This window comes from Devosia ureilytica, from assembly GCF_024273195.1.
In the GTDB taxonomy this organism is placed as follows: Bacteria; Pseudomonadota; Alphaproteobacteria; order Rhizobiales; family Devosiaceae; genus Devosia; species Devosia ureilytica.
Window position 1 is genome coordinate 22648 of sequence record NZ_JAMZCU010000003.1, and the last position, 15148, is coordinate 37795.

General features: G+C 62.5%; 19 protein-coding genes. 7 read left to right on the plus strand and 12 right to left on the minus strand.

Annotated features, from left to right (window positions below):
- The 3 genes from NIM87_RS07965 to NIM87_RS07975 form a co-directional block, all read right to left on the minus strand.
- A complete protein-coding gene (locus tag NIM87_RS07965; protein WP_254674122.1) occupies window positions 1-741 on the minus strand; it encodes a hypothetical protein in 741 nt (246 codons plus the stop codon).
- 170 nt (window positions 742-911) lie between these two features.
- Window positions 912-1151: a hypothetical protein gene (locus NIM87_RS07970; protein WP_254674123.1), complete on the minus strand. Its 240-nt coding sequence runs from the start codon at window positions 1149-1151 to the stop codon at window positions 912-914.
- 27 nt (window positions 1152-1178) lie between these two features.
- The gene (locus NIM87_RS07975; protein WP_254674124.1) at window positions 1179-1571 is read right to left on the minus strand and encodes a hypothetical protein; all 393 of its coding nucleotides are present in this window, start codon (window positions 1569-1571) and stop codon (window positions 1179-1181) included.
- A 121-nt stretch (window positions 1572-1692) separates the two neighbouring features.
- Here NIM87_RS07975 and NIM87_RS07980 point away from each other — a divergent pair, with 121 nt between their 5' ends.
- Window positions 1693-2088 carry a hypothetical protein gene (locus tag NIM87_RS07980; protein WP_254674125.1) on the plus strand — a complete coding sequence of 132 codons (396 nt, stop codon included), beginning with the start codon at window positions 1693-1695 and terminating at the stop codon, window positions 2086-2088.
- Here NIM87_RS07980 and NIM87_RS07985 read toward each other — a convergent pair.
- The 5 genes from NIM87_RS07985 to NIM87_RS08005 form a co-directional block, all read right to left on the minus strand.
- A complete protein-coding gene (locus tag NIM87_RS07985; RefSeq protein ID WP_254674126.1) occupies window positions 2085-2327 on the minus strand; it encodes a hypothetical protein in 243 nt (80 codons plus the stop codon). The genes NIM87_RS07980 and NIM87_RS07985 overlap by 4 nt on opposite strands.
- Complete coding sequence (locus NIM87_RS07990; RefSeq protein ID WP_254674127.1) at window positions 2305-2826, minus strand: hypothetical protein; 522 nt, start codon at window positions 2824-2826, stop codon at window positions 2305-2307. The genes NIM87_RS07985 and NIM87_RS07990 overlap by 23 nt, the downstream gene beginning before the upstream one ends.
- A 961-nt stretch (window positions 2827-3787) precedes the next feature.
- Window positions 3788-6106: a bifunctional DNA primase/polymerase gene (locus tag NIM87_RS07995; RefSeq protein WP_254674128.1), complete on the minus strand. Its 2319-nt coding sequence runs from the start codon at window positions 6104-6106 to the stop codon at window positions 3788-3790.
- Complete coding sequence (locus NIM87_RS08000; protein ID WP_254674129.1) at window positions 6103-6351, minus strand: helix-turn-helix transcriptional regulator; 249 nt, start codon at window positions 6349-6351, stop codon at window positions 6103-6105. The genes NIM87_RS07995 and NIM87_RS08000 overlap by 4 nt, the downstream gene beginning before the upstream one ends.
- 99 nt (window positions 6352-6450) lie before the next feature.
- The gene (locus tag NIM87_RS08005; protein ID WP_254674130.1) at window positions 6451-7593 is read right to left on the minus strand and encodes a tyrosine-type recombinase/integrase; all 1143 of its coding nucleotides are present in this window, start codon (window positions 7591-7593) and stop codon (window positions 6451-6453) included.
- Window positions 7594-7895: 302 nt separating this feature from the next.
- On the opposite strand from NIM87_RS08005, the gene NIM87_RS08010 reads away from it, so the two are divergent.
- Window positions 7896-8465, plus strand: a complete 570-nt coding sequence (locus tag NIM87_RS08010; protein ID WP_254674131.1) for a chemotaxis protein CheW — start codon at window positions 7896-7898, stop codon at window positions 8463-8465.
- Between the two features lie 124 nt (window positions 8466-8589).
- Here NIM87_RS08010 and gpt read toward each other — a convergent pair whose 3' ends face one another.
- The gene (gene gpt / locus NIM87_RS08015) at window positions 8590-9087 is read right to left on the minus strand and encodes a xanthine phosphoribosyltransferase (RefSeq protein ID WP_254674132.1); all 498 of its coding nucleotides are present in this window, start codon (window positions 9085-9087) and stop codon (window positions 8590-8592) included.
- 76 nt (window positions 9088-9163) lie between these two features.
- On the minus strand, window positions 9164-9937 hold the full coding sequence (locus tag NIM87_RS08020) for a competence/damage-inducible protein A (RefSeq protein ID WP_254674133.1): 774 nt from the start codon (window positions 9935-9937) through the stop codon (window positions 9164-9166).
- Between the two features lie 118 nt (window positions 9938-10055).
- Between NIM87_RS08020 and map the strand changes: the two genes are divergently transcribed.
- Window positions 10056-10889, plus strand: a complete 834-nt coding sequence (gene map / locus NIM87_RS08025) for a type I methionyl aminopeptidase (protein ID WP_254674134.1) — start codon at window positions 10056-10058, stop codon at window positions 10887-10889.
- Window positions 10889-11614 carry a RadC family protein gene (gene radC / locus NIM87_RS08030; RefSeq protein ID WP_254674135.1) on the plus strand — a complete coding sequence of 242 codons (726 nt, stop codon included), beginning with the start codon at window positions 10889-10891 and terminating at the stop codon, window positions 11612-11614. Before map ends, radC begins: the two co-directional genes overlap by 1 nt.
- Here the strand turns inward: radC and NIM87_RS08035 are convergent.
- Together NIM87_RS08035 and NIM87_RS08040 are read right to left on the minus strand one after the other, a co-directional pair.
- Window positions 11600-12763 carry a GNAT family N-acetyltransferase gene (locus tag NIM87_RS08035; RefSeq protein WP_254674136.1) on the minus strand — a complete coding sequence of 388 codons (1164 nt, stop codon included), beginning with the start codon at window positions 12761-12763 and terminating at the stop codon, window positions 11600-11602. The two genes, radC and NIM87_RS08035, sit on opposite strands and share 15 nt — an antisense overlap.
- A 237-nt stretch (window positions 12764-13000) precedes the next feature.
- Complete coding sequence (locus NIM87_RS08040) at window positions 13001-13741, minus strand: cytochrome c biogenesis CcdA family protein (protein WP_254674137.1); 741 nt, start codon at window positions 13739-13741, stop codon at window positions 13001-13003.
- 324 nt (window positions 13742-14065) lie between these two features.
- Here NIM87_RS08040 and NIM87_RS08045 point away from each other — a divergent pair, with 324 nt between their 5' ends.
- The 3 genes from NIM87_RS08045 to NIM87_RS08055 are packed head-to-tail and all read left to right on the plus strand — an operon-like array spanning window position 14066 to window position 14831.
- Entirely contained in the window at window positions 14066-14272 is a 207-nt protein-coding gene (locus tag NIM87_RS08045) for a cold-shock protein (protein WP_254674138.1), read from the plus strand.
- 59 nt (window positions 14273-14331) lie between these two features.
- Window positions 14332-14586: a hypothetical protein gene (locus NIM87_RS08050; RefSeq protein ID WP_254674139.1), complete on the plus strand. Its 255-nt coding sequence runs from the start codon at window positions 14332-14334 to the stop codon at window positions 14584-14586.
- A 53-nt stretch (window positions 14587-14639) separates the two neighbouring features.
- Window positions 14640-14831 (plus strand): hypothetical protein, encoded by a 192-nt coding sequence (locus tag NIM87_RS08055; protein ID WP_254674140.1) that lies wholly within the window; start codon window positions 14640-14642, stop codon window positions 14829-14831.
- Window positions 14832-15148 lie beyond the last annotated feature (317 nt).

A 15148-nucleotide genomic window follows, 5' to 3' on the forward strand; every position in this document is an offset into this window, starting at 1 on the left:
TCAGTTCTCCTCGTTGTCATCTCGAATTTCTGGGGCATTGAGTGCGGCTCGGTCTCGGGCGCGAAGAGCGATGCCGATGCTGCCCTCGGCCGATGCACGGCCAGCCTCAAAGGCGCGGTCGTCTAGGACGGCCCGCTGAGCCAGTTCGCTCACTTCCATGATGGCAGCCTGCACCGCCCGGTAATCGTCTCCGACCAAGTGATCGGCGAGTTCCTGTGGCGAGAACGGACGTTCGCTATGTGGCAGCCGGCCGACTTGTGAGGCAAGCACGGCGCCGAGCTCGCGGTCCTTCGTGGATACCGCGAGAGCCGCAAGGCTCGCGAGCTCGACCTTGCCCGCATGTTCGAGCTGCTGGATCAGCCGGCTCCGACGCTCACTGCCGAGACCGTCGCGCATCAGCATCTGGATACTGGAATTGTAGTGTGTCCTTGCGTCCTCGACCGAGCGCCGAAGGGCGTCGATTTCACGCAACCGGGTCGTTCGGGCGTCGAGGCTGGAACGCTTCAGGTCCGCCCGCAACCCGCCAAGGGCACGACCGACGACCTGTGATCGCTGGGAGGGTGTGAGGTCGTACAGGGTGGCTTCGAGCTCTTCCCGGCGCTTTGCCACCCGTACGTTCATCTCGGAAATGCGCTTGGCGTTCTCCGAGTGGAGCTCGCGAGCCCGCGTGAGCGAGGCCTTGATCGACGTCACGTCGACCCACGGCTTCGTCAGGGTGGGTGGAGCCTTCTTGATTGCCATCTGGTCTTCTCCTTCGTCGTTGAGCGTCACGCTCAACCAGGCCGGAGGACCTTGGCGCGGGTCACAGCCCGCAGGAGCGTCCACCTCCATTGAGGTGACCGGATCGGCCCATCGGCCGATCCGTAGACGTTCTCAGCATGGCTCGCCGTCGTGCCGGATCGGACCAGCACTTACGCCGCCGCAAGCAGCTTCTTCGCCCAATTGCGCTGATACGCTGCCGGCAATTCGCTCGCGATCAAGTCAAGCGCTGCATGTCCAGGCCCCATCTCAAGCTGAAACGCACGCATACCCGCCCATGCCGTTGCAGCCGCGACCCGCTTCCGTTCCGTGTCGAGGTGCGAGAAACGCTCGATGTCCTCCCGCGAAGGCACGATGCTCACAGTCTCAACGTCCTTCTTCGCCTTACTCATGATCTTTCTCCTTCTGTTCGATGTCGATCAGGCTGCAACGCTCGGGGTAACGCCGGCGCGACGCTTCCACGCCTCCCAAGCCTCACACCTCTGCCTTGCGCCGCGCATCGCCATTTCGAGCTGCATATTCGCCCTGCGCAACTCCCCGCCGTCCGCAAAGTCGAAGGCGACCTTTGCCCACTCCCGGATTTGCGGGTCGTAGTTGTCGCCCACAATCGCGAGCATCATCGCGACGCTGTCCGGGCAGCGCCTATCGAGTTCGTCCATGTACGCGAGGATCGTCGCTGCGATCTCCACTGCATCGTCGTCGACCATTTCGGGCGTCAGGCCGCTTACGTCCCGCTGAAGTGCCCGCACGACCCCCGCTACATGGCCGTTCGTCACCACGACCACGGCGTTCTGGTTCTCATTCTCGGTCATCACTTATCTCCATCGTCATCGACCGCCTGATTGCGGGCGCCAGAAGACAGTGGACGAAAGTCGCTGCGATTTCCATGCAAAGCATTGACTTTGCTTGTAGTCTTGGTGACAACTGCATCCCATGAGACGCGAGCCCTTCAGCCCCGAGTGGATCGCCTGGCAGGCAGGCCTTCGCCCCGGCGACGGCAGCTTCGTCAGCAAGGTGAAGCTTGTGCGCGACTACGCCGACCACCTGGCGTCCAGGGGTGAGAGGATCACCTACGAGCGCGTCCGCGCGATGCTAGACTCGCTTGACCGCGGCTACGGGCCACAGACATCGAGGCAGGAGATTCACCAGGGACTACAGCACGCGCTGATCGGCCGACAGCTTCCACTCCGGCCTAACGGAAGGCGGGTGCGGGTGGGCGACAGGTTGTATCGGAGCATAAGGGCGGCGGCGAAGGGCGAGCACTGCCGACAGTCGGCCGTTGCCGAGCGCATCGCTAAAGGCGAGCCCGGCTGGTCGTTCATCGACTAATCGGCCGACGACGCCCGCGTCCCCTCGGCGTGCTCGGATGCCATGGCCTCCCACAGCACCTCGGGGAATGGGCTAAGGCGCCAGAACAGTGCGCCGGTCGGGCGGCCATACAGGCTCACGAGTTCGTCGCCGCCGCCTTCAAGTGCGACGATGCCGGGAGCAGTTCCCTCTAGAGAACGGGCCAGGCGCTCGACCTCGCGCAAGTCGCGCAGCGTGTCAGACCAGGAGCGCGACGCCATCGGGCCCCTCCGCGAGTGCGAGGTCGCCCTGCACCTGCTGGTACTTCTCCAGCAGGGCAATGAGCGAAGCCCTGTCCTCGGATGGCATGCGGGCGATCACCATCGGGTCGAGTGCGCCGGAGCCAGAGGCTTCCCCTGCAACCTGTAGGAACGAACCAAGCCATTCGGGCCACCGCAGCCGTAGCAATACCTCGGTCAATCGGTCCGAGGGACGCAGCTCGTCGAAGGAGCGCGTGAAGGCATGCCCGAGGACGGCGGTGAATGCGTCGTCCATGGCCACGGCGTACCGCGCCCGAAATTCGTGGTCACGGCGGCGGTGATCGTGGATGGTGGACGTACTGACCCCGACCTCCTCGGCGGCGCGCTTGGGGCTCCCCGTGCGGCCGATGATTTCCAGGACTGCGTCCTCCACCTCTGGCGACCACCGACGATCCAATTCGGGCCGTCTGCGCCCCTCGGCAAATCGGAGGGCGGCCTCCTCGGTTCGATCCTTCGCCATGTCATACCTCCGTGCCTCATATCCCGTGCACCGTGCGCTCCGTGGACTCGCCCGCACGCCAGCATTTTTCAAAATTTTGAATCCGCTAAGCTGGGACACCCCGTTCCGGGGGAGCCTACGGGACACACGGAGACCCCAGGACGCCGGCCTGTTCCTCCGGGGAAGTGGGTTGTTTCGCCCTTCTCGTGGGGCTTGGGGCCGGGCCGGGGAAAAGGCTCCCTCCAAGCGCTTGCAATGCTTGGCCTTTTCAGCCTCCCGGAGGGACGTAGGACAGACGATCCCCTGTGTCTGCGCTCCAGGCCGCCGCTTCGCTGCTCTGCCGCTGGCACCCACGCCAACGTGCCGGCCGCGGCCTTGCCCGCTCGACCGGGCTGGCTACGCTGGTGCCAGCGTGGGCGTCGCCCGCGGCACTCGCGGGGAAGGTATATGGCTGGGAGGCCTCCATTCTCGCGCGCGAGGACATACGGAATGCAGGCGGCCATCGAGACGTCGCCAAGGCTTGGAGAGCAGCACCGAAGTACACGCCATGCCTGAAGGTCGAAGCCAAGGCGGCGGCATTCCCTATCGACCAGGGAGAGGCCCCATATGGGCTACAGGCCTGAATGCCTTGAGGACGCTCCGGTCGTATTGGGAAAGCTATGCGTCCGGTCTAAGTGCATGATCCGTAAGAAAAATGACGCTTTAGACGCCTGACGCTTCGTTTTCGACTTCTGCGTACCGGAATTTCTCGTCGCTCCGGCTCATGTGCCCCTAAGTCCGGCCCATGATCCGAAGCTGAATTTTCATAGCACCGATTTATATACTGTCTAAAGTGTAATTAGTGTCTAAGTATCAGATATATATAGCTTTTTATTCTGATGCTTTGAGGATCGGAAGCGTCTCTAAGTGTCCGGTCCCGTGCATCCCGTGCATCGGATGAAACCGGGGCCCTCCCTCGGTGGTGAAGGGAGGGCATCGCCGGTCAGTCGAACATGCTGGAGGCGCCAAGCCGCTCCTCAAAGAGCCGTCGAGCCTCGGCCAGCGGCGGGAGGGTCCAGGCTCTATCGCCGGTCTTCGTCTTGCCGGTCTGAAGGCCGAGCGACCTCCCAGCCGTCGCCAGCGCACGATGGCTGGCCTTGGCGCTGAAGACCCTGTTCGTCTTCAGAAAGCGGTCGTAGTCTTCCAAAAGTTCACCCTTCGAAACCGGATCGATTTCCACAGGTCCCTGATCCCAGGCGATGAGCTCCGTGACCGGTAGTGATCCTCGATCCAGCAGCGCCATCCACCACTTCGACGCAGGATCAAGGCTCAAAGCCTTTTGTTCAGCAAGGGCCTGCGTCTTCGGGATGCCACGAGAAGGGTGCCAGCCTTCGATGTCCATCGCCAGCAGGTCGCGGAGCATCGCGGCAAGACCGCCAGCCGCCATCTGGGCGTTGAGCGCTCCGAAGAAAGCCTTGTCGTTGCGGCGCGCATCAGACACGTCGAAGACCGCAAACCTCCGAGCATCGAGCCCGGCGGGAATGACCCACTCGTTGTTGCTCGCCATCATTAGGTGGATGAGATTGCGGCCGGGGACAATGTCAGCGCCCTTGCCCTCGAACGCTATGACCGGCTCCGTCACGAGTTGTTTCAACACTCCTTCCGCCTCCTTGTGCCCCGGCCAAAACGCCTCGTCGGCGAACAGGAAGGCAACGGTGCGCAGGTGGGCGTTGAAGCGACCAGCAAACTGAGCAGGCGACGAAACCGTGAGGCCGTGCGTACCCGTGATCTGCATGAGTGCGCGGCCGAGCGTACCCTTGCCGGTTCCTTCCCGGCCACGAAAGGTAATGGCCGCCTCAGGAGAGGTGCCGGGGTGCTGGAACATGAAGGCCATCCATCGCAGGACATAGTCCGAGGATGCGCGGTCTCCCGAGCACAGCACCTGCTCGATCAGCTCGCGCATTATAGACCAATTGCCTGGCTTCGGCTCGACTGCCCAGCCACGCCAGAGGTTGAGCTTGCCACGGTCGCGTCCCTCAGGATCAAGCACGATGCCGGGATACTTGCGCCGACGAGGGCTTGCCAGCCAGAGTTCGGCAACGCTCACCTCACGCCTGCTCCCCATCGCCTTCACGCGCTCATCCTCATGAAAGTGGAGGAAATCGGCGCGAGACATCTTTGTCCAAACACGACGCGGCGGATCGAAGATGCCATCCTCGTCTTCCATGAACACTGCGAACTTGCCGCCATTGAGGACGACGCAGAAGCGCTCGTTCATCTGTTCGATGAGGTCACGCTCCCGAGGTTCAGGTGCGTCCGTTTCTTCTACAGGGAAATCGTCCAGCGGGTCAGACCGCTCTATAGCCTCGACCAGATCGCCACGACCTGCTTCGTGCAGCGCCTTGTAAAGGGTAAGGCGCGTCACCGACTCAGGGCGATCCGTGCCGAAAGACTCCCACCTGGCACGCGCTGTGTTGAGCCTGTCGGAATAGTCCGGGTCTGTCGCGCACCAGTCCAGGAAAGCGTCGATACCATCCCCGCCGGTCGCATGGTGGCAGGCCATGGCGATTGGAAGCCAGAGGTCGTTACTGCCGAAATCGCGCGCATCCAGTCCTTCCAGGAGCTTCGAAAGCTGCTCGGAGGTCATCGCGCCGTCTACGGCCACCGAAACTGTCGGCGGCCTCCGCAGCAAGGCCAGAAGCGCATCCGGTACGTTCGGCACGGCCATATCGGTACCGAACAAAGGATCCCAATCGTAGCGCTGGCCGTTCGGATGCACCGAAGGCGGGACGACCACCTGACGACCGACAGTCTTGAACTCAATGCCGGGATAGAGTTCCGGCAAGGCGTCGCGCACCCGCATATCCGCAGGCTTGCGCATATACAGGTGAAATCCACCGCCGCCTGTCTCTACAGTTGGCCCATGAGGCAATCCCATATCTGCGATCAACCGCGCGAGCGGATTGTCACCGGGTGGGTAGTTCCTCGGGTCGGCGTCAATTACGAGTTGGTCGTCTCTGATGCGGGCGCCAAGGTTCATCCCCCTCGCGATATGGGCCGCCGCCTCTGTTTCGGTCAGCGGCATTTCACGGCGCCAGCCGCTATGCAGCGGAGCCTTGCCGATGGGGCGACCCTTGGCATCGACGGCGTCGCGGCGGTGGAGCGGGATGAGGTCGAGGAGCAATGGCGTCGCCGCCACCGAGGGCGCGGCATCCTTGAAACCGACGTCGCGCTTGAACTCCGCTCCGTCCTTCTCCAGAAGCCTGCTCGCGGGCGCGTCGATGACAGCGGCGCGCCCGCTCTTCGTTTCGAGCGGGCTCATGACAGCGCCTCCCTGCCGAACGACTCCACGAACTCCCGCAGGTCGCGCACGGCATACAGGACCTTCCGGCCCATCTTGATGTATCGCGGGCCGCCGCCGCGCGAGCGCCACTCGGCAAGCTGAACCGCCGAGATGCTGGTGAAGACGGCTGCGTCCTCTGTATCGAGGTATTCCTTGTGCGGCGTCCTAAGACCCGCTTCGATGCGATCGAGGCGCACCAGCGCCTCTCTGACAAGGTGTTCCATGTTCGGCTCCTTTCCGATCTGTGTCCGATCGGGAAAGGCTACCGAGGCGGCAGGTCATGACATACCAACACTTCATGCCGGACCGTGCGGAGGGCGTTTTCAGCCGCCCCGGTGCTTTACCAAGGCGGCGCAAACCTTCTCCTGCGCTTCACGCATATGGCCGAGAAGATGAGCGCGGGTTACGTATCCCCATGTCACACCGGCAGGCCGATGGTTCATCAGGAGCGTGACCGTTTGCATGTCCACACCTGCCTCAAGCGACCACGTTCGGTAGGTGTGCCGCATCTGGTGTGGTGCGTGGGGAAATTCGGCTGTGCGGCGCATTTCCTCGATGTGGCCGGACTTGCTGGTAATCGACGGGAAGACGAATGGGCTTTCTAGCGGAGCGGTCTCCTGCCTAACCCTTTCAAGGACCTGAAGCAGGTGGCGGGGCAGCGGCAGCCGGAACGCCCTGTCGACTCCACCCTTGGGAGACGGGACCGTGAGCACGCCATCAGCGTCCAGATGCTCCCACCGCATCGACCGTGCATCGTGCGACCGCAGGCCGGTCAGCAGCATGACCGTCCAGCACGCAGCCCTGCTGTGATCTTCCATGGCGTCAAGGCAGCGCCATGCTACGGCAAGGCCTGCGGCGTCCAGCGCCCACTTGCGCGGAGCCTCCTTGTTCATCCTCACCGCGCGGCTGACCGGGTTCGGCGGTAGGTCCTGGGTGCGGGCTGCATCGTTGTAGACGGCCTTGAGGGCGCGCATGGCACCGTTCGCTCCGTAGGGTCCATTCTTCTTGGTGATCTTCTCGTGGAGGGCGCGGACTGTCTCACGGTCGAGCTTGTCCAACGGAATATCGAGGATGGACCTCAAAACGCCGACGACCTTCTCCTCGTACCACGCCACCGTGCTAGGCTGAAGTTCGGCACCTCTGGTCTCCCTATACCGTTCCCAAGCCGACCGCAGGCTCGGCACCGTCCGCTTCGCTGTCCGTGGGTCCTCGCCACGCCGGAGCGCCAGCTTCAGTTCTGCTGCTTTCTCGCGAGCTGTCTTGAGGCTCACCTCGTCGGTGCGGCCGATGATGATTGAGACGTAACGGTTGCTCCCGTCGTTGATCCTGCCCACCAGCTTGAAGCTGGACGACTTGCTGCCCACGACAATGCGCAGGCCGGACACGTCGGCGTCGTAAACCTGCTGTCCCGCCTCGTGCTCCTCGGCTATCTTGTTGACCGTTCCCTGTGTTAGTTTGGTACCCATGTTTCGTGTTCCTCATCTTCGAGCCCGGACCCGAAGTCAGGCCCGGTACGAGACCAGGTCCGACACGGCCCTACACGAAGATGATGTCGCGAAACTCAGGGGGCGTAAGCCATGAAACGGCTCGACATATCCCCATATGTCATTGATTTTAAGACTTAAAATCCCTCGGCGCTAGCCTTGCGGGTTCGATTCCCGCCGCCCGCACCACGCACTAACGTTGCGACAACCTTTCTGGCCGACAATGTGCCATGCCCCGATGGGCGCGGCACCTCATGGCCGTGCGGATTAAGTAAGGCCTGGCTATGACAAATCTGCTGACCGACATGGAAGCGCTGGACACATCCGGCCCCGAAATTGCCGACGCCCGGCAATATATTACCTTCGCCTGTGCTGGCCAGAATTTTGGCATCGACATCATGTCGATCCGCGAAATCCGCAACTGGTCGGCGCTGACGCCCCTGCCCGCAGCCAAGCCCGATGTGCTGGGCGTCATGGAAATCCGCGGCCGCGTCGTGGCCGTCCACGACCTCGCCCTCCGCATCGGCTGCACGACGACCCGGACCACCCAGCAGCCCGGCCAAGTCATCCTGATCCTCTCGATCCAGGGACATGATATGGGCCTGCTCGTGGACAGCGTCTCCGACATCATCGAGGTCAAGGAAAACGACAAGCTGCCGGTGCCCCAGATCGAAGGCTCGGCGGCCAAGTTCCTCGCCGGCATTGCACGGGTCGATGACGACCTGGTGGCCATTCTCGACGAGGAGACGGTGCGGAACACTTCGGTCGAGTTCGCAGTTGCCACGACGGACGATCTGGAGGCGGGCGTATTCACCAAGGCCGACGAGGGTGTCGAAACGGTCTATGTGGACTAGCGCCAACCCCGCTACCCACCACCGCCACCCAAAACGACGAAAAAAGAACTCATGCCCATGCCCTCGCTCCAATGCGAAGGCATAGTCTCATGGCGTCAGACGGCGGGGATAAGCCGACCGATGGTCAGTCCGTCCCGCCCGAAATCGGCGCGACATAGGCGACGTCGAGATCCCAGGGGAAGAAAATCCAGGTATCCTGGCTGACTTCGGTGATGAAAGTGTCGACCAGCTCGCGGCCCTTGGGCTTGGCGTAGACGGTGGCGAAATGAGCGCCGGGGAGCATGTCGCGGACGACGCGGGCGGTTGAGCCCGTATCCACCAGATCATCGACAATAAGCAGCTTGCCGCCATTGCGGGCCAGCTCGAACACCGGCTCGCTGATCGCCTTGAGAACCTGGATGCCACCCTTGTTCTGGTGGTCATAGCTTTTGACGGCCACGGTTTCGACGGTGCGGATGTTAAGCTCACGGGCGACGATGGCTGCGGGCACCAGGCCGCCACGGGCAATGGCAACGACGGCGTCGAACGTGCCCATGCCCGCAAGGCGCCAGGCCAGCGCCCGGCTATCGCGATGGAACTGGTCCCAGGTAACGGGGAAGGACTTCTGGTTGGGGTTGCTCATGCTGCTCTCCAGGCGGGGCATGGCCCCAAGTTCAAAAGTTGAGTGCGTCCTTAGCAAAGCCGGACGAAAACGCCAATCATTCCGCGTCGGGTGGGGCGATGCCGGCCTTTTCATGGGCAGCGGCGACCATGGCCCGAACCTTCTCGGCAGCCTCGGCCAGCCGTGCCTCGTCCGAGGCGCGCAGCACCAATTCAGTCATCACGCGGCTATTGCCCATCTGCGGGTAGCTGCCCATCTTGACGTCCGGGTATTCCGCCTGCAGCACGCCCAGCGGCCCGCCGACAGTCCCCTCGCCCACGGCCGCCTTGATGGTGATGGAACTGATCTTCTTGCCGCCCTTGAGCGTAGGCGCCAGCGCTTCGAGCATGGCGCGCATGATCACCGGCACGCCGGCCATGACATGCACATTGCCGATGCGAAAGCCCGGCGCTGCCGAGACGGAATTGACGATGAGATCGGCGCCTTCGGGGATGCGGGCCATGCGCAGCCGCGCTTCATTGACCTCGGTGCCGGTCTGCTGCCAGCGGCTTTCCAACATGGCGCGGGCCCGGGCATTGATCGGCAGGGCGACACCGAAGGCCTTGGCGATGGCGTCGGCGGTGATGTCGTCATGGGTAGGCCCGATGCCGCCCGAGGTGAACACATAGGTGTAGCGGGCCCGCAGCGCGTTCACTGCCTCGACAATATTGTCCATCTCATCGGAGACGACGCGGACCTCGGTGAGGTCGATGCCCAGATCGGTGCAAAAATCGGCGACGGCGCCGATATTGACGTCCTTGGTGCGCCCCGAAAGGATTTCATCGCCAATCACGATCATGGCGGCGGTTACGCGGTTGTCTTGTTCGCTCATGCGTCCGTTTCCCCGATAGGCAGATGTGGATGCCCGCACCAGCAAGCCAAGTCAACGCCTCGCTGCCCTTCCCAAGCCCGGTTTAAGCTCCTATTTTGCGGATTCAGGAGACCCATGCATGATTACCTATGTCGACGCCGCCGCCAAAGTCCGCCGCACCCCCGGCGTCATCCCGCTGCATGGCGAGGAGGGCTTTGCTGGTATGCGCCGTGCCGGAGCGCTGACCGCCCGGGCCCTGGATGAGCTGACCCCGTTTGTCGAGGCAGGCGTGCCGACCTCGACGCTGGACCGTGTAGCCTATGAATTTGCCCGCGACCATGGCGCCGTTCCGGCTACCATTTTCTACAAGGGCTACCGGCATTCGGTGTGTACCTCGATCAATCACGTGGTCTGCCACGGCATTCCCGATGAGCGCCCCCTGCGTGAAGGTGACATCGTCAATATCGACCTGACCCTGGTGCTCGATGGCTGGCACGGCGATTCCAGCCGCATGTATCCGGTGGGCGAGATTTCGCGAAAGGCCGAGCGGCTGATCGAGGTCACCTATGAGAGCCTTGAGGCGGGCATTGCCGCAGCCAGGCCGGGCAATACCACCGGCGATATCGGCGCCGCTATTCAGGCGGTGGCAGAGGGCGAGCGGATGAGCGTGGTGCGTGACTTCGTCGGGCACGGGCTGGGCAGGCTGTTCCACGACGAGCCCAATATTCTCCATTTCGGCACCCCGGGCGCCGGGGTGCCCATCAAGCCGGGCATGATCTTCACCATTGAACCCATGATCAACCTGGGACGTCCGCATGTGAAAATCCTCAGCGATGGATGGACCGCGGTGACGCGCGACCGCACGCTCTCGGCCCAGTGCGAACATTCCATCGGCATTACCGAAACGGGCTGCGAGGTTTTCACCCTCTCCCCTGCGGGCCTCTTCAACCCCCTGGCCAAACGAGCGGCATGATGAGCGACCGGCCCGACGCATTCGCCGAGGCCGTCTTTCCGGCTCCTGAAGTCGATGATCATGCCGGGCACCGCCAGCGCGTCCGCGAACGGTTCCTCAAGCTGGGGGGCGAAGCGCTCGAGGACTACGAACTGCTCGAGCTGGCGCTGCAATTGGTGATCCCGCGCAAGGACACCAAGGCCCTCGCCAAGACGCTGTTGCGCGAGTTCGGATCGTTCTCCGGTGTGTTCAATGCCAGCGAGGCGCGGCTGGGCAAGGTCAAGGGGCTGGGGCCGACCTCCATCGCCCATCTCAAGGTCATCCAGTCCGTGGCCGCGCGCTTCGGACGCGACCGCATCGACAGCGACAAGCCGATCCTCTCTTCATGGAGCCAGTTGATCGACTATTGCCACAGCCAGATGGCGTTCGAGCCTATCGAGCAGTTTCGCATTCTGTTTCTCGACAAGAAGAACCGGCTGATTGCCGACGAGGTGCAGCAGACGGGCACCGTCGATCACACGCCGGTCTATCCCCGCGAGGTGATCAAGCGGACGCTGGAGCTATCGGCCACCGCCGTGATTCTCGTCCATAACCACCCCTCGGGCGACCCGACGCCATCATCGGCCGATATCCGCATGACCCGGGACATTGCCGATATAGCCAAGCCGCTGGGGATCGTGCTGCACGATCACATCATCATCGGCAAATCAGGGCACGCGTCGCTGCGGAGCCTAAAGCTGATCTGAGGGTTTTGCGCCCGGCAGGCGATCCTTGAACTGCTGCAACGTGCGGCGCAGACCCTTGATCGTGTCATTACCTTTAGCCTTGGCGCGAACCTGCTGATAGGTCTGGTGGGCCCTGGCAACAATCGCCCCGAGCGGCGAAAGCCCGACATAGTGCTGGCGCAGCGGTACCTGCACATTGCACCAGTGGCGCTTTTCGTCGGTATGACCCGCGCCCATGTCGAAGACGTCCATGCCCTCGTCAAACACGCTCTGCATGACGCGCAACAGGCATTGCTTGCCTGGCGAACCGGACTGGATGCGCTCACTATCGCTCATCGAGGAGATGAGGCAGAACATGCGGCTGCCGTGCACAATATTGTAGCGCACCGCCACGATCTCATCGTCGAGCCGCAGCACATGCACGCGGACATCGAGCCCTGAATTGGGCTCTAGGGCGTCCTGATAGAAGCCGATAAGATCGTCGTCGACGAAAGTGTCGCGAATGCCCTGCACCCGGAAGCGCGCGGAGCGCTGCGCGAACATGATGTCGACAGCAGCGTGCGCGTCGTCGAGATCGGTGATGACCTCGAAGGCCACATCGCCCAGGGCCGCAAGGCGATCCCCCTGCTGCCGGTCATGCTTGCGGCGCGAGCGGCTGCGCTGTTCACTGTCGCATTGGGTCCATGACGTGAACACCGACCGGTAGAGGGTTTCGACTTCGAGACTGGACCCGAGTTCGTCAAACAGACCGTGATGCCCACCGACAGAAGCGGGAACCGAGCGCAGATAGGCCAGGTCTGCGCCCTTGAGCGCGCCGATCATCGCCTGCCACAGCCCAGCGCGACCACCAGGACCGAGCGCCGCCAGCCGATCCATATCGGCGACAGGCGTGTAGCATCCGGTATGGGCGCCGGGGAACCAGGTGAAGACGCGAGCGCCGAGGACGCGCCTGCGGTGCAGCGGCAGGATGGCGATGGGCTGGCCATCGACCGACCCGACCACATAGTGCTGGTCGGCGCTGGCAATGCCGCGGTTGGCTACCCACAGGCGAATGAAATCATAGCTCAGGCCCGGCGACTCGACGCCGGACGCGGTGAAGCGACGCCAGAGGGCTTCGACATCCTCGATCCGGTGCGAAACCTCAACGGAGAACGCATGACGCAGGGCCATTGGCGGAACCGCTGCCTCAATCCATGTTTCATCGGTCTGATCCGCCGCTCGGGCGATTGACTGGCTGTTCACGTTCGCGACCGTCTCTGTTTTCCGAAATCGATGCCCATTTTCGCCCCAGGGGGGTAAACCGGACCTCAACATGGCATCACAGACAGCCAATGTGATCGCGAAAACGTGAGCAAGGTTAATCCACGGCTTCGGAATGGGGGCCCAAAACGGAAATCTCCCAATAGTTTAGCCGAAGGTGGCCAGGACCGGGAATGTTTCGAGGAACCAATAGGATATGCGGGTGAAATTGCCGGTGAGGAAGAGCAGGCCGGTGACCACCAGCAATCCGCCCATCACCTTCTCAACGACTGCCAGGTGCCTCTTGAAACTGTTGAAAAACGTCAGGAAGGGGCCGATGGCGATGCCGGCCAGAAAAAAGGGAATGCCCAGGCCCAGGGAATAAAGACCGAGCAGCGAAGCCCCTTCCCATGCAGTCTCGCGGCTGGCGGCGACCGAGAGAATGGCGGCCAGGACCGGCCCGATGCAGGGCGTCCAACCAATCGCAAAAGCCAGGCCCAGCAAAAACCCGCCCAGGGGACCCGAAGCAACGCCCGGACCATTGTGGCGCATCTGCCGGTCGAGAATGCCGATGCGAAAAAACCCCAGAAAGTGCAGGCCCATCGCGATGATGACAACCCCGGCAATCGGGGTCAGTACCGGCAAAACCTGCCTAAAAACCTGACCGAAGGCGGTCGCCGTTGCTCCCAATGTTATAAACACCACCGAGAAGCCGAGGATAAAGAAGATCGAGGTCAGCGCAACGCGGGCGGTGAGCCTGCCGACCGAGCCGGAATTGGCCTCCTCGCGCAGCTGATCGTAGCTCGCCCCGCTCATATAGGTGAGATAGGGCGGCACCAGGGGCAGCACACAAGGGCTGAGAAAGCTCAGCACCCCGGCGCCGATCACCAAAGGCAGGGAAAATTCCACGCGCGACGCTCCATAGTTCCGTCGCCCTGTTTAGCGCAGCCACCCCAGAAGGCAATGAGCCGCATGGCCGCATCACCCGGAGGTACGCGCGGGCCGCCAAAAGGCCAAGCGGGCCGCCAACCCGCCCTTTGCCTTGACTTCACCCCAATTGGGGTAGATGGTGCAGCCATACGTTTCTGCCACTGTTGGCGAACTCAGCCTGCCGGCTTGCCGGACGCTTGGCTTACCTTCCGAACTGCAAACGTTGATAGGCCCCTGCCGCGCAGTGCGCAGGGGAAACCTGCTCGCTTGCTTTGCTTCGAGCCAATCTGAAAGGCGCCAACCATGATCACCGGCACCGTTAAGTTTTACAACTCCACCAAGGGCTTCGGCTTCATCACTCCCGACACCGGTGGCAAGGACGCTTTCGTCCACGTCTCCGCTCTGGAACGCGCTGGCATCAACAGCCTCGCCGATGGCCAGAAGGTGAACTACGACCTCGAAAAGGGTCGTGATGGTCGCGAGTCAGCTATCAATATCTCGCTGGCCTAAGGCCCGCACCCGTGGGGGCGTCTCCGACGCCCCCATAATCACGATTGAAGGAGCGCACCATGCCGCACCGCTATAAAGTCGGTCAGATGCTGGAACTGCGTTCGGCCCCGCGACATAGCAACCGACCCTCGGGTCCCTGCGAAGTCATCAACTGCCTGCCCCATGACAAGGGACCCGTGCTTTACCGGGTCAAATCCTGGGGCGAGAGCAATGAGCGCGTGGTGGAAGAGGCGGACCTCTCCCCGAGTGCCGCCATGAAGACCGTGTTTGAAGACAGCGCAAGCGTCTTCAGCATTGCCGTCAACAAGCGGTGAATTCGGACCTCGACTGGTCCGCACCCGCAGAACTTTTTTCAAGCGTATCCACTTTGAAGACGCGCAATGAGCGCTACTTCAGATTTCACTCCGCTGCCGAAGCCATCCGCTTCGCCATCGAGGACATGCCTGGCGCTGCTTTGCGCGGCATGGCCATCGAATGCGGTGACAATAGATTTGAGGGTGACCATATCCGCGCGCTTTATGACGCGCAGGATTATCCCCTGGCGCGCAAGACGCGCTGACCGCCGGCCCCGAGCCGGAAGAAAGACGACTTATGACTTTTGATATTCTGAATGCCCCCGGGGAGCTTTTCCTTGGGAGCGATAGTGCAACCGCACGCGCCCAGGGCGCCCGCCGTTTTGGCTCGACCGCCAAGGCGGTCCGCTTTGCAATGGAACAGGCTGCGCCTGTGAGCCTGCGCGGAGCCATGCTGAGGGTGGGAAATCTCACCCTTGGGTCCCGGCAAATCCGCCGGCTGCACCGGCAGATGGAAACTCTCGGCCAGGCCAGAAGGCCCGGCCGCTAGAGACACGCGCCTGAAGCGCTTCTCGCAAAAGTG

Bases quoted from the DNA above. Each gene is read 5' to 3' on its own strand.
- NIM87_RS08010 (WP_254674131.1), top strand. From the start codon at position 7,896: ATGACAAATCTGCTGACCGACATGGAAGCGCTGGACACATCCGGCCCC.
- NIM87_RS08005 (WP_254674130.1), bottom strand. From the start codon at position 7,593: ATGGGTACCAAACTAACACAGGGAACGGTCAACAAGATAGCCGAGGAG.
- NIM87_RS08000 (WP_254674129.1), bottom strand. From the start codon at position 6,351: ATGGAACACCTTGTCAGAGAGGCGCTGGTGCGCCTCGATCGCATCGAA.
- NIM87_RS07975 (WP_254674124.1), bottom strand. From the start codon at position 1,571: ATGACCGAGAATGAGAACCAGAACGCCGTGGTCGTGGTGACGAACGGC.
- NIM87_RS08045 (WP_254674138.1), top strand. From the start codon at position 14,066: ATGATCACCGGCACCGTTAAGTTTTACAACTCCACCAAGGGCTTCGGC.
- map (WP_254674134.1), top strand. From the start codon at position 10,056: ATGATTACCTATGTCGACGCCGCCGCCAAAGTCCGCCGCACCCCCGGC.
- NIM87_RS07985 (WP_254674126.1), bottom strand. From the start codon at position 2,327: ATGGCGTCGCGCTCCTGGTCTGACACGCTGCGCGACTTGCGCGAGGTC.
- NIM87_RS07965 (WP_254674122.1), bottom strand. From the start codon at position 741: ATGGCAATCAAGAAGGCTCCACCCACCCTGACGAAGCCGTGGGTCGAC.
- NIM87_RS08050 (WP_254674139.1), top strand. From the start codon at position 14,332: ATGCCGCACCGCTATAAAGTCGGTCAGATGCTGGAACTGCGTTCGGCC.
- NIM87_RS08035 (WP_254674136.1), bottom strand. From the start codon at position 12,763: ATGGCCCTGCGTCATGCGTTCTCCGTTGAGGTTTCGCACCGGATCGAG.
- NIM87_RS07980 (WP_254674125.1), top strand. From the start codon at position 1,693: ATGAGACGCGAGCCCTTCAGCCCCGAGTGGATCGCCTGGCAGGCAGGC.
- gpt (WP_254674132.1), bottom strand. From the start codon at position 9,087: ATGAGCAACCCCAACCAGAAGTCCTTCCCCGTTACCTGGGACCAGTTC.
- radC (WP_254674135.1), top strand. From the start codon at position 10,889: ATGAGCGACCGGCCCGACGCATTCGCCGAGGCCGTCTTTCCGGCTCCT.
- NIM87_RS07990 (WP_254674127.1), bottom strand. From the start codon at position 2,826: ATGGCGAAGGATCGAACCGAGGAGGCCGCCCTCCGATTTGCCGAGGGG.
- NIM87_RS07970 (WP_254674123.1), bottom strand. From the start codon at position 1,151: ATGAGTAAGGCGAAGAAGGACGTTGAGACTGTGAGCATCGTGCCTTCG.
- NIM87_RS07995 (WP_254674128.1), bottom strand. From the start codon at position 6,106: ATGAGCCCGCTCGAAACGAAGAGCGGGCGCGCCGCTGTCATCGACGCG.
- NIM87_RS08020 (WP_254674133.1), bottom strand. From the start codon at position 9,937: ATGAGCGAACAAGACAACCGCGTAACCGCCGCCATGATCGTGATTGGC.